Source organism: Flavobacterium glycines (assembly GCF_900100165.1).
GTDB lineage: Bacteria > Bacteroidota > Bacteroidia > Flavobacteriales > Flavobacteriaceae > Flavobacterium > Flavobacterium glycines.
On sequence record NZ_FNEO01000001.1, the window covers coordinates 536,101 to 552,191 of the forward strand.

Here is a 16,091-nt window from a genome sequence, read left to right on the forward strand (position 1 = left end):
AAATGAAAAAACGAATCTTCATAGTACTGATTTTCTTTTGGGCAATTCCTTCGGGTTTTGCCCAACTGAAATCTTATACTTTTGAGGAAGCAGCCCAATTGACTAAAGAAAATCCAAAACCTATTGTCGTTTTCATTCATACCAATTGGTGTAAATACTGCAAAATGATGGAGAATTCCACTTTTAAAAATCCTGAAATCATCTCCATGCTCAACGACAGCTTTTATTTTGTCGCATTAGATGCCGAAACCAAAACAGATATCAGCTTTGAAAACCATACTTTTAAATTTCAGCCTACAGGACAAAATACAGGAATACACGAACTGGCAACCGCTTTAGCAACTCTAAACAACCAGGTTAGCTACCCCACAATTACCATTCTGGATAAAAAAAACACTATTTTGTTCCAGAAACAATCTTACTTAAATGCGAAAGAACTAATTCCGATACTGGAAAAAACACTAGAAATAGCTATTTTTGAGAAGAATTCGTTCCCAAATCCATGAAACACTACCATTATATTTTTACAGGTTCAGGCTTAGCCGCTTTAATGACGGTGTATAAAATGCTGCAATCAGAAAAATTTAAAGACAAAAATATTTTGTTAACGGATGAATCTCCTAAAAAATCCAATGACAGAACCTGGTGTTTCTGGGCAAAAGAAAAAACGATTTGGGAAGCAGTCATTTCTCAAAAATGGAATTCGGCTTTGTTTGCCAATGAAGATTTTCGTCGAAATTTAGAACTACAGCCGTACCAATACAAAATGATTCAAGGAATTGACTTCTATGATTTTGTTTTTGAAGCCATTTCAAAAGAAAAAAACATCACTTTTCTAAACGAAAAAGTAACCAACATCAACGAACTGGAAAATCACGTTTATGTTGCTACCGAAAATAATTCGTTTACTTGTGATCAGGTATTCAACAGCATTTACAATAAAAATACCGTTGCAACGCAAACGAAATTTCCGGTTTTACAGCAGCATTTTATTGGCTGGAAAATAAAATCCGAAGAAGCCTTTTTCAATCCGCAACAAGCCACTTTTATGGATTTTTCGGTAGCTCAAAAAGGTAATACCCGTTTTATGTATGTTTTGCCTACATCCAAAACAGAAGCTTTACTGGAATATACTTTATTTTCACATTCGCTTTTAACAACAGCCGAATACGAAGATGCTATAAAAGAATACATTGAGAAACTCGGAATTAAAAACTACGAAATCGTCGAAAAAGAACAGGGCAGCATCCCAATGACTTGTTATCCATTTTGGAAAAAAAACACCAAAAGAGTCCTTAATATAGGCACTGCCGGCGGATGGACAAAAGCCAGCACAGGTTATACTTTTAAAAATTCGGATAAAAAATCTTCGCGATTAGTGGACTTTCTCCAACATCAAACCGATTTTAGAAAATTCCACCGCAAAAACAAATTCTGGTTTTACGATTTGCTTTTGTTAGATATTTTAGACCGACAAAACGAATTGGGTTCCCGTATTTTTTCTTCGATGTTTAAAAAAGGAAATCCGGCACTGATTTTTAAATTTCTGGATGAAGAAACTTCATTGATTGAAGATATAAAAGTGATTTTAAAATGTCCAAAATTGCTTTTTATAAAAGCATTATTGCAATCAGGTCGGTATTTATAAACTTCACAAAAGGCTATCAAACTATAACAAAACTTTATAATCCAAGTCATAGAGTTCGTTAGATTCTTCGTAACTTTGCGTATTCGAAAATTATAACTATAAAACACAGAAGATATGTATCCACAAGAAATGGTACTTCCAATGCAGGCTGAATTAACAGCAGCCGGTTTTCAAGATTTACACAGTGCACAAGACGTAGACAACGCTATCAAAGCTGAAGGAACAACATTAGTAGTTGTAAACTCTGTTTGTGGTTGTGCTGCAAGAAACGCACGTCCGGGAGCAAAAATGAGTTTAGAAGGAGCTAAAAAACCGGATCATTTAATCACTGTTTTTGCAGGAGTTGATAAAGAAGCGGTTGATGCTGCAAGACAACACATGTTCCCTTTTCCTCCATCTTCGCCATCTATGGCTTTGTTCAAAAATGGAGAATTGGTTCACATGTTAGAGCGTCACCACATTGAAGGTCGTCCAGCTGAAATGATTGCTGAGAACTTACAAGATGCTTACAACGAATTTTGCTAATAAGGCATAGCAGACAAAATAATTTACCGCAGATTCACAAATTTTTCAAATGTGAATTTGCGGTTTTTTTTTAAAACTATTAAGAAATTAAGGGAATTTAGCATTGTAATACTTAACCGCAAAGGGCACTAAGTTTTTCGCAAAAAAAGCAAAGCCGAAACACATCTTAACTAAACTTAATTCCTTAATGGTTTATTAAAAAACTTTGCGAACTTTGCGTAAAACCTTCACATCATTGCGGTAAAAAATTTGGAAAAAGAACTCAAAAATATCAACTTCACCGTTATTGAAAACGGAATTCAAATTCCCATTACAACGCGTCACGGCAGCTATCCTAATTTGATGTATTTGCTCAAAGAAGAATTGCAGTTGGAAAGTTTTGGTGAATGTGGCGGTGTAGGCCGATGTGCGACCTGCGTGGTAAAAACAAGCGGAATTACAGGAAATTCAGCCGTAAAAGACCGAAACGAACCCGCAACCTTATCCAAATTAGGATTTAACGAAGCCAATATTCGTCTTTCCTGCCAAATCTACATCACCGCCGATTTAAATGGTGCTGAGATTAAAATTTTGGAAATTTAAGCATCTGTATTTCTTTTGTCCTTAGCTTTCGTAGTCGAGAGTCAAATGTTTGAAGAATACGTAAAAAGAAAAGCTGTTTGAGCGTAGCGAGTTCTTTTCTTTTAGTATTCGAAAACTAATTTGACCGACGAGAAAGCGCAAGACTTGATTTTTTTGTTTCTTTTTTGATCAAGCAAAAAAGAAAATTAAAAAAGCCACAACATCTGTTGCAGCTTTCTCTATAAAATTCCATTGCATGTCTTGTCTCACTTTGTGTGATTGCTTCGTACCTCGCAATGACAAATAGTTGTATTATCTTCTTTTCACATAATCCAGTTGTTCGTCCTGGTCGATAATTTCAAATTCGGCATCTTTTTCCCAAATTTCCATCTCACAAGGCTTACAGTTGAATTTCAATTTGTATTCGTTTTCACCATGTTTTAAAGTTAGCGGTTCTGCGACTTTCTCACCCATGGTTTCACGTTGAAAACGGGCACATTTACCCAATTCGTATTTCACGCAATATTTAGTTGTCATCACACGTGCTTTCCCGGGATCCCATTGCAATTCGAATGCTTTTTCAATCTCGGTTACGCCATGTCTTTTATAAAAAGCTCTGGCTAATTTATTCGAAACATTAAATGTAAAATCCAATTTCTCTGTTGGATAAGGATGGTCTGTCGGTACGATTTGGAATTCTTCCCTGTGGTATTCGTTGATTCGAATATCAATCAATTGTTCCAAAGCTATTCTTCGAACTTCATTCACTTTCGAAATTGGTAAAAACCAATTTTTAGAAAATTCCACTTCGATAGCATCAACAATAAAAGGCGTATTTCCTGTTTTGGCTAAGTTTTTAGAAATATTCGGAATTACCGAATCCTCGCTTTTAGCCACTTCTTTTTCAGTTTCCAAAGTTGCAATACTTTGGTGTCCGTCTTCATCTGTAACCGTTAATTGAAATCCGTTTTCAGTTTCTGAAAATCGCATTTCAACCCCGATTTTTCTAACCGCAGCATTTTCTTTTTCTACAATTCGGTTGAATTCCGCATCCGAATTACGATAAATCATCGTTCCTACCGGAATATTCTTGAATGTATTTGGCACTACAATATCATTGACGATAATATTAATTTGTACCCCATCAGCAATACCTTCTGCATTGATAAAATACAATCCGTCACCGTTGTTCAGCTTTTCGGAATTTTCAATCACATAACCATTGGCTTTGATTTCGGTTACTTTACCAATGTGCTGTCCCTGTGATTTTGGACTTTCCCAGTTCCCGATTTTTTCTTTTCGTTGGTTTACAAAATAATCGGTATAGCCCCTATTGAAACTTCTGTCCATTTCCGGTTCGAAATTATAGAAGGTTCTTCCCGAAGATGCTTTTTGAAAATTCTCATTATTTTCTAAGAAAGCATCGAGTTTCTTTCTTAAAAATGAAGTGTTATTTTTTACGTAAACAATATCTTTTAATCGACCTTCTATTTTGAAAGAAGTAATTCCTGCCTCAACCAAAGCCGGCAATTGGTCACTTAAATCCAAATCTTTTATCGAAAGCAAATGACTTTCTGTCAACAAAGTCGTTCCATTTCCGTCAATCAGATTGTATGGCAAACGGCAGTTTTGAGCACAAGAACCGCGGTTAGCACTGCGTTCCCCTCCTGCAATACTCATATAACAGTTTCCACTGAAAGATACACAAAGCGCTCCAGAAACGAAGAATTCCAATTCTACATCAGTCGCTGCAGCAATATCTCTTACCTGATCCAAATTCAACTCTCTGGCCAAAACCACACGCTGCATTCCGGCATCTTTCAGGAATTTAACATGTTTAGGGTCGCGGTTGTTAGCTTGTGTACTGGCGTGGATAACAATTGGAGGCAAATCCATTTCCATAATCGCCATGTCCTGCACAATCAGTGCATCCACCCCAATATCGTATAATTGATAAATTAACTTTTTACAATCTTCTAATTCGTTGTCGTACAAAATGGTATTGATTACCACAAAAACCTGTGCCTTAAATAAATGGGCGTATTTCACCATTTCGGCAATATCGGCAACAGAATTGGTTGCATTAGTACGCGCGCCATAATGTGGCGCCCCAATATAAACAGCATCTGCACCCGCATTGATAGCGGCAATTCCCTGAACCAGATTCTTAGCCGGAGCAAGAATTTCTACTTTCTTTTTCATATCAATTTACTTCAATTCCTCATTTTCCGGAATCAGGCTGCAAAAGTATAAAATAGTTCTCAAAAAATCAGGGGTTTAGGAGAATTAAGATTTAAATTGATTGACAAACAAATACTTACAAAGTAATTAAAATTATCCCCAAAATAAGATAAAAATAATTATCTTTTAGTTTCTATTATTTTAGATACTTTTTTAACCAAAATTTACTATTACAAAACGTATGAAAATTATTTTCATATTCTACTTCTTTTTGCTTTTGTTTTGGTTTAATGTGTCTTTGTCTTATTGAAATTTGCCTAATTTCTGGAACAATATTTAAGTCATAAACACGATTCAAAGTAGAAACAATATACTCAGCAAAACATTTTCCAGCATTTAGTTGCTTCGTCACATTATCATTACCTTTTTTCAATTCAATAAGTAAAATAAACAAACTATTATTATGTTCAGAAAAAATTATATAATCACAAAATGAAGTTACTTTTGCTACTCCTCTATTAAAAAAAGGAAATAATCCTTTTGGAAAATCTTTTAAGGGTAATTGTTTATCAAATGAAAAAGACAAATATTTTTTATTATCACTTACAAACTCAATCTCCATTTTCTCTTGAAGTTCTTGAAGTTTTGTTATTTTATCTTCTTTAAAAAAATCATCTAGAATATTTGAGACACAAACTAATTTACTCATCTTCCCCTCCATATTTTAATGAATAAAATAATTCTTCTGCAATTTTATTTTGTTCTTCAATAGTAACATCTACAGAAGGAATTTCAAAACCACTTTCATCAACTTTTAAAAGTTCGACTGTAACTTGTTTATTACTTCTTTGTTTCAAAGGATAATTAAAATAATGAACAGCTACATCTTCTTTATTAAGAAACTCATCTTTTCCATAGCCAAATTCAGTTTTAAGCGATACTATTTCTGGCTTATCAGAAGAAAGCATAATCAAATTATTTAATTCTCTAACTACATAATCACTATGAGTACTTATCAACAACCTAAATCCTTTATTTATTAACCTAGCAAACAATCTAGTCAAAATAATTTGATTATCAGGATGCAAGTTAATTTCAGGCTCATCAATAATAATTAAATCATTTTTTTGAGCAATATGTTTTAAATACACCACTAAACTTGACAATGACTTGATTATAGACGCAGTCATATGTATAGGTAAAACTCTTTTTGGAGCCTTATCTGATTTAAATTGTATTTCTCCTTCACTAGTAATTTGTACTTTACCATGAAGTAGTTCGCTTTCAATTTCCAAAGCAAAATCAAAAAAATCACTTGTTGTTTTTTTAGTTTCTGCTAGATCATCTGCAATCATCAAACCATCTTTTATAGGTAAAGGATATCTAGTCGTTTTTTTAAATAACAAATCGAATCTATCAATCTTATTTTTACCAGTCATAGCATGAAAATGATCCACAGCTTCTTGTTTACTAATAGATAACTCTTTACTAAATGTATAAATAGAATTTCTTTCAACAGGAAGTATATAAGTTGAACTTATTGGATGTATTGCTAAAAGTGATAAAATTGATGATAATAAAAAGAAATTTAAAGTATCAATGTCTTTATTTGAAATCGTTTTTTCTTGAATTTCCAAAACTAAAAAATCTGTTGATTTTGCTTTATTTACTTCAATTTCTATTTTTCGTATTGAAATTGTAGCTTGAAATTCACAATTTATAATTTGATTTTTAAATTCCTCATTAGTCTCATTAAAAAGAATTTCTGTCTTTTCAAAATATTGTTTTGCTAAATCTTCTCCAATACCAAATAAACTATCAAAATTGTCTTTAAAATTATCGATTATATTTTTCCTGTATGAATTTAAAGCATCAAAATTGATAATATAATTTGTCTTTCTTTTTTCAATTAATTCTTTTGCCAAAACTTCATCAGAACCAATATGGATTTGAGACTTAAGCAAACCATAAACCATATAAGCCATATATGTTTTCCCTGTACCATTTGGCCCACAAAAAACATTTAATTTTTTTGAAAGATCTATTGATCCTTCTTTCACTGCACCTAATTCCTTTATATGGATTTTCATTTTATTTATGTTTGAAATATTAGCAATGTTACAAAAATAGTAAATTTATATTTGGTTATTTTTCTTATTTTAAATCAACAAATATATTATAAACTAATCCCAATCAATATCATACTATAAACAACAAAAAAAACACGAACATAAATCCGTGCTTTTAAAAACTAAGTAAATTGGAAAAGATTATTCTACTTTAATATTCACAGTTCCTAAACTAATATTCCCTGCTGTAGTCGCTTCCAATGTTATGTTCTCTGCTTTTTTATTGGATTGTAAAATCACTAAGCATTTTCCGTTGTACAATTTACGATAATTAGCTTTAAAAGGCTCTAAACTGGCTTGGTAACCATTATCAACTCCAACAATTTTAGCGCCGCCTGAAACTTTAAAATTAATTAGATTATCGGCTTTTGGCAAAGCGTTTCCGTCTTTATCCTGTAACGTAACGGTTACGTAAGCCAAATGATATCCATCATTTTTAATCGCAGTTTTATCGGCTTGTAAATTGATTTTAGCTGCTTCGCCTGCGGTATGAATTTCAGTTTCCTTCACTATTTTACCTGCTTTTCTGGAAACGGCTTTTAGTGTTCCTGCTTCAAAAGGCACTTTCCAGGCAATATGCAATTCGTCTCCTTGTTTCGCTTTCGAACCTAATGATTTTCCGTTTAGGAATAATTCTACTTCATCGGCATTATTGTAATAGGCCCAAACATCAATTAGCTGTCCCACTTTCCAATTCCAATGTGGCAATAAATGCAACACATTCTTATCGCTCCATTCGCTTTGGTACATATAATACACATCTTTCGGGAAACCTGCTAAATCTACAATCCCAAAATACGAACTGCGCGCTGGATAAGGATACGGATCAGGTTCTCCAATATAATCAAATCCGGTCCAGACAAAAGTTCCTGCTATAAAATCATATTTTTTTGCTGCTTTCCAGTTTTCCTCATGCGTTGTTCCCCAATAAGAAGCGATATTATCATAAGCCGTAACCGTTAAATCAGAATTCCCGTCAAAGGTTTCTCCGTATTTTTTGGGCCAAAATCTAATTTCATCGGTTGGCATATCATAATGTCCGCGCGTTGCATAAGCCGAAACACTCTCGGAAGCAACGATTTTTTGCCCTTTAAAACGCTCCGGAAATGTAGCATAATCGGCATGTTTGTAATTAAACCCTAAAAGATCTAAAGCTCCCGATTGATAGATAAAATTCTTCTGTGGCTCATTCTCTGTTAAAGCCGAAGTTACCGGTCTGGTTTTGTCTAAGGATTTTACAATTTGAGCTAATTCTCTGGTAATACGAACACCGGTACTGTCAAACTGCTCACGAATTTCGTTACCAATACTCCACATCATCACCGATGGATGGTTACGGTCTCTTTTGATGAAATCTTCCAGATCCTGTTTGTGCCACGCATCCCAATCTTTGTGGTAATCGTTGGTTACTTTTTTCTTTTTCCAGACATCAGTAAATTCATCCTGAACAATAAAACCCATTTCGTCGCATAGTTTCATCATCTCCAATGAATGCGGATTATGAGACATTCGGATGGCATTCGTACCCATTTCTTTCAGCAAAGTCAATTTTCTTCTGATAGCGTGAATGTTCTCCACCGCTCCCAAAGCACCATTGTCGTGATGCAGACAAACGCCTAATATTTTCGTTGGTTTTCCGTTTAATGAAAAGCCTTTTTCGGCATCGAAATTGAAATAACGAACTCCAAGCGGTGTTTCATAAGTATCAACTACAGTCGAACCATCATAAACCTTTGTTACAATCTTGTATAAATACGGATTCTCAGTATTCCAAAGAATTGGGTTTTCTATCTTAGTGTTTTGTTTAACTTGTAAAATTGAATTTGCTGGGATATTTCCATCAGAGATTGCTTTTGCAACTTCAACATTATTTTTATCTAAAATTGTCGAGACTAACTTAAAAAGTTTATTGATACCCAAACCATTTTTCACATCAACATCAATATCAACAATAGCTTTTTCTTTGGTGATTCCACGCGTAGTTACATATGTTCCCCATTGTGCTACGTGAAGTTTTTCGCTGGCAACCAATCGCACATTTCTGTAAATCCCGGAACCGGTGTACCATCTGGAATTGGGCTGTGCATCGTTATCAACTTTTACAGCGATGATGTTTTTCTGGGTTCCAAAATGTAGATAAGGAGTTAATTCGTAGGCAAATGAAATGTATCCGTTTGGTCGCATTCCCAATGAATGTCCGTTAATAAATACTTCGCTGTTTTTGAAAACACCGTCAAATTCAACCGAAATCGATTTGTTTGCTAAATTTTCAGGCAATGTAAACGTTTTGCGGTACCAGCCTTTTCCTGCCGGTAAAAATCCCTGCGCCTGTTTGGTTTTACTGTCTTTATCGAAAGTACCTTCAATACTCCAATCATGAGGCAGGTCTAATGCACGCCAATCATTCGCATTGAAATCAGCCTGTATGGCTGTGGGATAATCACCCAATTTAAAATTCCAATCCGGATTGAAATCGGCAACTATTCGGCTTTCTTTTTTTGTTGACGCACAGGCAACCAGGAATAACAAAACAGCCGCTGTTCCTATTTTTTGTAAAACACTTTTATGTCCTTTTACCATTATCACTTTTTATTAACCAGTTAATGTTAGCACGCAGATTTAGTAGATATGCGCAGATTTTTTTAAAACTTATGTGGCATCCAAAAATCTTTTTTCTTGCCTCTTTGCTCTATTTTCTATTTTCTTTCTATTGAAACTCAAAAGACTCCAATCGCAATCCTTTCATGTTATCCGATTCGATTCTGACTTTATATTTTCCCGCATTGATATAACCTCCCGAAGTAGTGTTTAACAATTTCCATTTTTCGGTTGGCGCCGGAAATTCTATCACATCATTTCGCAACAGGATTCCGTAAGCGTCTTCGATAATCAGCTTTACTTTTATCGGTTCGGCATTCATATTCATGTATCTGAAACGCATCAAATACACATTGGCAACACCCGGATTTACTTCAAATTCGATGCTGTTTGGCGTATTAGCTGTAAATTCAACATAATCGCTGCTCTTGAAATTGCCTTTTACAATTCCGTCTCCTTTTGTTTTAGCAGCTTCGGCTTCCAATTTTAACGAAGGTCTATCATCCTTCAATTTTCCTAAATCGGAACTTGGTACAACCACAATAGTAAACGCAGCAGTACCATCGCCTTTATTACCAAAAAACACTTTCTCTCCTTTTTTCACTTCTTTTTCGAAAATACTAAAAACAACTCCATTGCTGTTTTTAGCCGTTACTTCCGATTTTTTATAATCGGCAAGCCAAGGCAAATTTGTTTTTATATTCGAATCTACCAATACCGAAACTGTGGCATCTTCTTTCGAAACAAATGAACCGGAAACATTGTTTTTATTCGAAAATCGAAGATAATCGGCAGCATACAAATTGGGTGGCAATTGAGTAAATACCGCCTCAGCATCCTGATATTGTTTCTGATTAAGATTCAACCACGAACCTACTTCAAAAGGAACATTTGCTGTAACATCTAAAATATTCTTTGACGAAGGTGCAGCTGCTTTCACCGATTTGTCTTTAGAAGCAATGGCAATTGCCGAAATAATTCCTTCGCCTGAAGTCACCTTTGGAAAAGAAATCACCAATTGACCGTTCTTGCTTTTTACCACAAAGGTTTTTTTCACCGCTTTAGAAAAACCAACTTCGTTCCAAATATCAAAATCTTTCAGAACAACATTGTCATTAATTGCCACATCAAAAACGCGCCAGTCTTTACAATTCAATCCGCCGCCGGTTCCATACCAAGGCTCAGAGAAATACAAATCGACCAAATATTCGCCATCTGGCACAGGAAATTCATATTTCAGTTTATCCATTCCGTAACGGAAATTCTGGAACAAAACATCATTTTGAGTACCATCAACTAAGTCAGAGGTACTGCGCTGACTTGCAAAATAAGCAGGTACATTTTTAAAATCATCAGCCCACGACAGAGAACCCCAAGTGTTGGCTTCGGTTTTATGCACATCGGCCAACCATAAATTTCCTGCTGTATCTTTGAAATCCGGCCCGCCACAATTTACGCGGTAGATGTAATTGTAATTGGCTTTTGACGAAACTACCTCTTCTTTTGAACTTAACGATTTCAAATGTGGCGCTTCAGGTAAATTGTTCAACACAATATAATCCTGAGCCACTTTCTTGCCATCTACATAACCCACGGCATACAACACATTGTAAGCAATATTGACATTATTCCACTGAAAATGCTTTCCTCTTCCCGGATTTTTCAGTTTCCCTAAAGACTGATTATTGACATCATTAAACAATTCCACCTCATCACAATTGGAATACACATCGATCCCGTTTTTGATTCCGACAGATTCCCAACGGTTTGCCCAGGTATGCGAAACGATATAGACCATTGGATTGGTTTTCTTCGACACATAATTGGCTCTGTACATATAATAGGCATCCAGAGGCTCTCCCCAAATGCTAAAAAGTCCTTTGTAATTTACAGGTCCAACCTGATCAATCGCTCTGAATCCTTCACCATTTTGCTCACGTCCTGGATTTTCATGCGAACTGAACAACCAGTTGAATTGTCCCGCTACCTTATCTTTTACCGATTCGGCTTCGCGAACTTTTATCTCCATTAGTTGTGAAAAACGGTTTTCGCTCAGAATCCCTTTTTGGTCAAATTCGCCTTCGTTATGCAAATCGTGCGAACGCCAGGCACCATATTCCCCATTCAGTAATTGCTCTGAAAGCTCCACATGATAATTAAACGGATTTCCGCCATAAGTTCCGGACCAGTTTTGTACCACATTCCAGTCGGTTCCTTCACCGCCGTTGCAAGTGGTAACTTTTCGCTGCGATGAAGCCGTTGGATCCATTTCGCGAATAATCTTTGTACATTCTTCAGCAAATTCCTTCGGAATGGTACTTTCGTTTTGCAATCCCCACAACACTACCGACGGATTGTTGCGACGCTCTTTAATCCATTCGCGTAATAAAGTTTTGAAATTAGCCTTGAATTCCGGCGTATCATACCAAACATGAGCCGAAAACTGACTCCAAAATAGTATTCCACTTTCGTCTAACAATTCCTGGTATTTTAAATTGTGCGGTTGGTGTGCTTCTCTAAAAGAGTTGAATCCGGCTGCTTTTATTTGTTCGATTCGAGCTTTTATTTGGATGTCCGAAAAAGCGTGACTTTGACCTAACTGATGTTCGTATTCACAGGTACCGTTGATAAAAACGGGGTTATCATTAATGAAAAATCGCTTATCCTCTCCCGCTCTGTCCACAGGCCAGGAAATCCAACGGATTCCATAAGGCGTAGTGATTTTATCTAAAATACTGTCTTTTTTTCCTAAAATAGTAGTTGAAAGCCTATACAAATACGGACTATCAGGCGACCATAAATTAGGGTTTTTTATCTCATTGAATTTTTGTGAAATCTCTTTAGTTTCACCTGCTGAAAGCACTACCTTATTATGAAAAGAACCAAAATTTTTTCCTTCTTTATCAAAAAGAGTACTAACCACATAAACCGTCCTAGTCTTACTCCCATGATTTTTAACTTCTACAGTTATATTTACTTTTGCATTTTCTTTAGTCGTTGATTTATCATTCCAAATATGAACTCCAAAAGGAGCCACACGAACCTCATTGGTAATCACTAAAGTTACCGGACGGAAAATCCCCATTGGTTGTGAACCTTCTGAAAATCCCCATTCGCCAGAACAACCACCACAGACCCAAGGCAAATCGGCAATAAAAGCAGGATGAGCCGCTTTGACTACAATTCGGTTGTCGGCATTGTATTTTATGGCATCCGTTATGTCTAAGGTAAAAGTAGTCCGGCCGCCTTTGTGTTGCCCTACTTCTTTTCCATTCACCCAAACCGTGGCATAGCTGTTCACGCCTTCAAAAAACAAAAAGTATCTTTTCCCTTGTTGCGGTTTTCCAATTTTTAGGCTTTTCGAATACCAGGCTGTTCCGTGCAAATTGCCATGTTTCATTTGGCGAAAGCCTTCATACTGATCCCAATTATGAGGTACATTAACTTTTTTCCAATTGGCATCGGAATAATTTACGAAATCCTGTTCTGAAGCAGGATTGGAATCCACCATTGTGGTTTTCCAATTGGCATTCAAAGGGATTTCTTCACGGATTTGCGCCCATGAAAAAGAAGTGATTAAAAATAATATGTATAGTAATTTCTTCATTTTTTTTAAACCATAGAAGGCATATAAGTTCATTGAAGTTGGAATATTTTCATTATTTCAAATATCACACTTCGATTGGCTCAGTGTGACATATCGTAATTCATTTTAATAAAACAACCAATCTACGGCTTCTTTTTCGTCTTTTCCAATATAACCCACATCACGTGGTTCTATTTTTTGGTTCCCGTCAATAAAGCCTAAAATAAGCACTCTTCCTTTACCTAAAGTCAGCTGATTCTCTCCTGCTTTAAAACTGTAAGTATGAATATTTACCCTTGGTAATTCTTTTAAATTCATTGCATTTGCCAAAATTACTTCGGCTTCACCCATTTCATTTCCTGCCGCATTGGTTTCTAAACTTGGAGGCAATAAAAATCGTTTTTGGTCCGAATTAAAATAACCCACAACCAGTTTTACCGGAGTATCATTCTTGAATTTTAAAGTTGTCCCTTCGATATTTTGCTGGTCTTCCACAAACGAAATTCCTTTTAAATGCTGCAATTCCGGAGCTACTTTTACAAATTCAGAAATGTCAGTTCCATATACTTTTGTACCTTCTTTTACTTCATAAGTTGCTGCTTTTGGACTTAACACAGTAACTTTTGCTGTTTTCCATGGTGCAACTGCTTTTTGAGTAATTTTCCCGTTTTTAGCATCTTTTAAAAGACTAATATTCCTTTTTAAATTAGCCAGTTCTCGCTCATAATGCGGCAACAGTTCAATCCATGTTTTATTGAATCCATCATCGCCACCAATCGGTATTCGACGTTGCGCAGTTTGCATACTATTAGCATACAAATACGAATCTTTAGTCAGTTTTACCAATTCTTCATAATAGGTCAACGCCTTTTCTAAATGCGGAACAGCTTTATCCAAATCGGCAATGTCATTAGAATAGCTGTATCTTAAAATCAATAAAGCTGCTTCTACCTTTTCTGAAAAACAATTCGCGAAAGCATTGTAGCAGTACACATCATTTTTTAAACGATTGAATTCGTCTTTCTCTTTCGTAATTCCTGGAGTTGCTTTATTAATTGCTTCCACGGCTATTTTTCCGTGTTGAACAATTTCGCTTATAATTTGCGTTGGCGTTTCACCAATATGCGCTTCATGATTCCATTCTTTTTTAGCATATTCCAAAAGCAATTCGCCTACAGGTCCGCAGGATTCATGGAATCCCGGATACACGCGCCACTTAGCCGGATTGACTAACTGACTTTCGAACATACCTAATAACAAGGTTTGTCTGTTTCCTTCGGTAATCCCGAAACGTCTTAGTGTTTTAGGAGCGATTTCGCCTATTTGCTCATAAGCTTCTAAAATATTTTTTCCAGCTTCAGCATCTGTTCCGTATTTCTTTTCGAATTGCTTATCCCAGTAACCAATTTCCTGAGTACGGTCTCTTTTACTGTCCCAGGCATATCTCGCCCAGGCTTTGTACCAAATCCAGTCACGATCCATTTCCAACAAACGTTTATTGGTTTTATCAGCCGTATAAGGCCAGTCCCAGTAAGAAGCCTGAGGATATAAATGCAGTGCGTTTGCACCATGAATATTGTGCATTGCCTTAACCGTTTTTTGGATAAAATCAGGAGAACCATATCTAAACGGCTCCAAATTGGCCAAAATATGTACATTCTCAATATGAATTGAACCTAAAGAACTCAGTTGTTTGTGTGTTTCTCCCCAAGGTCCGCCCGGCGTATAAGTCGTTAAGGATTCCCCGGTGTACTTACTCATGGTGTATAAATTTTTATACAAAGGCAACGCCTTAGCCATTACCGCAGGAGCATCTGTATCGTGCGAACGCAGGATAATTGGTGGTTCCTGAGTTTTTCCTAAAGCTTTCATACCGTCTTTTACACCCGGAATAATTGTTTTAGTAAACCAATTCACATCGTCTTCAACCGTATTCATCGCTTCACCCAAACATACCAACAAACCAACATTTGGATATTTTTCTATAAATGCAGTGATTGATTTTTGAGTATAATCGGCAATTAACGGAGTGATAACACGTTCCCTTTCCTGAGTTTTTAAGTTGTAATGATCTGCAAAAGGCTTAGACAGAATAATGTTGTAGAACATCTGAATTACCCAAATCCCTCTTTTGTTAGCTTCTTCGGTCAGAAATTTGAATACTTCTTCATTTTTCTTAAAAGTTTCGTCGCTAACCTCAACGGCAAACGGATAATCTTTTAGTTTTACCAAAGAAGCAAATGGATGTCCGTTCCACAAATACAAGGAGTTCATTCTGTTCTCGACCATCATATCCAGGTACTTTATCCAAAGTGCTTTATCATAAAACCAGGGAAAAGATTCCGGAGTATAGGGATATTCATAAACGCCACGACCTTCAAGATAGGTGGTTTTTTGCATTCCAATGCAGGTTCCTCTTAATACCATTTCAGGGCTGTCCTGAATTGTTATTTCTGAAGGTATTTTGCCTTCTTCTTTAATGCGGTCAGCCAATTCTAAGGCACCATACAAAGTACCCGAAGCATCAAAACCTTCAATGAAAATGGTATTTTTTTCAGAGTTGATTTGGAAACCTTCTTTATTAGTTAATTTACTATCATCAAGCTTAGCGTTTTTTGTGTTTTGCTTCCAAAAGTCAGTTCCTTTTTCGCCAATGATAATTATTCTATCTTTTGATTTTTTAGGTGCTTTATCAGCAAAAACTACTTTGAATCCTTTTGTTCCTGCTATTTCCGATAGTTTTTCGGCTCCAAATTGCGCTCTGGGTGCATTGGCATCACGAACAATCGTAAGGCTTTGCGCCGTCGCAAAAGAGACGTAAAAACTTAAAAAAAGTAAACTTATATATTTCATTATTTTTTAA

10 protein-coding genes are annotated in these 16,091 nt (G+C 35.8%); 4 read left to right on the forward strand and 6 right to left on the reverse strand.

The features are described from left to right. The first annotated feature begins 2 nt into the window (after nt 1-2). From BLR17_RS02055 to BLR17_RS02070, 4 genes are all read left to right on the forward strand, one after another. Nucleotides 3-506 (forward strand): thioredoxin family protein, encoded by a 504-nt coding sequence (locus BLR17_RS02055; RefSeq protein WP_066328207.1) that lies wholly within the window; start codon nt 3-5, stop codon nt 504-506. Then, nucleotides 503-1,648: a lycopene cyclase family protein gene (locus BLR17_RS02060; protein WP_066328205.1), complete on the forward strand. Its 1,146-nt coding sequence runs from the start codon at nt 503-505 to the stop codon at nt 1,646-1,648. Before BLR17_RS02055 ends, BLR17_RS02060 begins: the two co-directional genes overlap by 4 nt. A 114-nt stretch (nt 1,649-1,762) precedes the next feature. Further along, nucleotides 1,763-2,173, forward strand: a complete 411-nt coding sequence (locus BLR17_RS02065; protein WP_066328203.1) for a BrxA/BrxB family bacilliredoxin — start codon at nt 1,763-1,765, stop codon at nt 2,171-2,173. 249 nt (nt 2,174-2,422) lie between these two features. Continuing rightward, the gene (locus BLR17_RS02070) at nt 2,423-2,755 is read left to right on the forward strand and encodes a 2Fe-2S iron-sulfur cluster-binding protein (protein ID WP_066328202.1); all 333 of its coding nucleotides are present in this window, start codon (nt 2,423-2,425) and stop codon (nt 2,753-2,755) included. Nucleotides 2,756-3,046: 291 nt separating this feature from the next. Here BLR17_RS02070 and BLR17_RS02075 read toward each other — a convergent pair whose 3' ends face one another. The 6 genes from BLR17_RS02075 to BLR17_RS02100 all read right to left on the reverse strand — a co-directional run bounded on the left by BLR17_RS02075 (nt 3,047) and on the right by BLR17_RS02100 (nt 16,081). Next, nucleotides 3,047-4,936: a peptidase U32 family protein gene (locus BLR17_RS02075; protein ID WP_066328201.1), complete on the reverse strand. Its 1,890-nt coding sequence runs from the start codon at nt 4,934-4,936 to the stop codon at nt 3,047-3,049. A 175-nt stretch (nt 4,937-5,111) separates the two neighbouring features. Continuing rightward, nucleotides 5,112-5,624 (reverse strand): hypothetical protein, encoded by a 513-nt coding sequence (locus BLR17_RS02080; protein WP_139068360.1) that lies wholly within the window; start codon nt 5,622-5,624, stop codon nt 5,112-5,114. Beyond that, nucleotides 5,617-7,005, reverse strand: a complete 1,389-nt coding sequence (locus BLR17_RS02085) for an AAA family ATPase (protein WP_066328199.1) — start codon at nt 7,003-7,005, stop codon at nt 5,617-5,619. Before BLR17_RS02085 ends, BLR17_RS02080 begins: the two co-directional genes overlap by 8 nt. A 180-nt stretch (nt 7,006-7,185) precedes the next feature. Beyond that, nucleotides 7,186-9,624, reverse strand: a complete 2,439-nt coding sequence (locus BLR17_RS02090) for a glycoside hydrolase family 2 TIM barrel-domain containing protein (protein ID WP_066328198.1) — start codon at nt 9,622-9,624, stop codon at nt 7,186-7,188. A 127-nt stretch (nt 9,625-9,751) separates the two neighbouring features. Next, nucleotides 9,752-13,249, reverse strand: a complete 3,498-nt coding sequence (locus tag BLR17_RS02095) for a malectin domain-containing carbohydrate-binding protein (protein WP_066328502.1) — start codon at nt 13,247-13,249, stop codon at nt 9,752-9,754. A gap of 105 nt (nt 13,250-13,354) precedes the next feature. After that, a complete protein-coding gene (locus tag BLR17_RS02100; RefSeq protein WP_066328197.1) occupies nt 13,355-16,081 on the reverse strand; it encodes an alpha-d-galacturonidase in 2,727 nt (908 codons plus the stop codon). Nucleotides 16,082-16,091 lie beyond the last annotated feature (10 nt).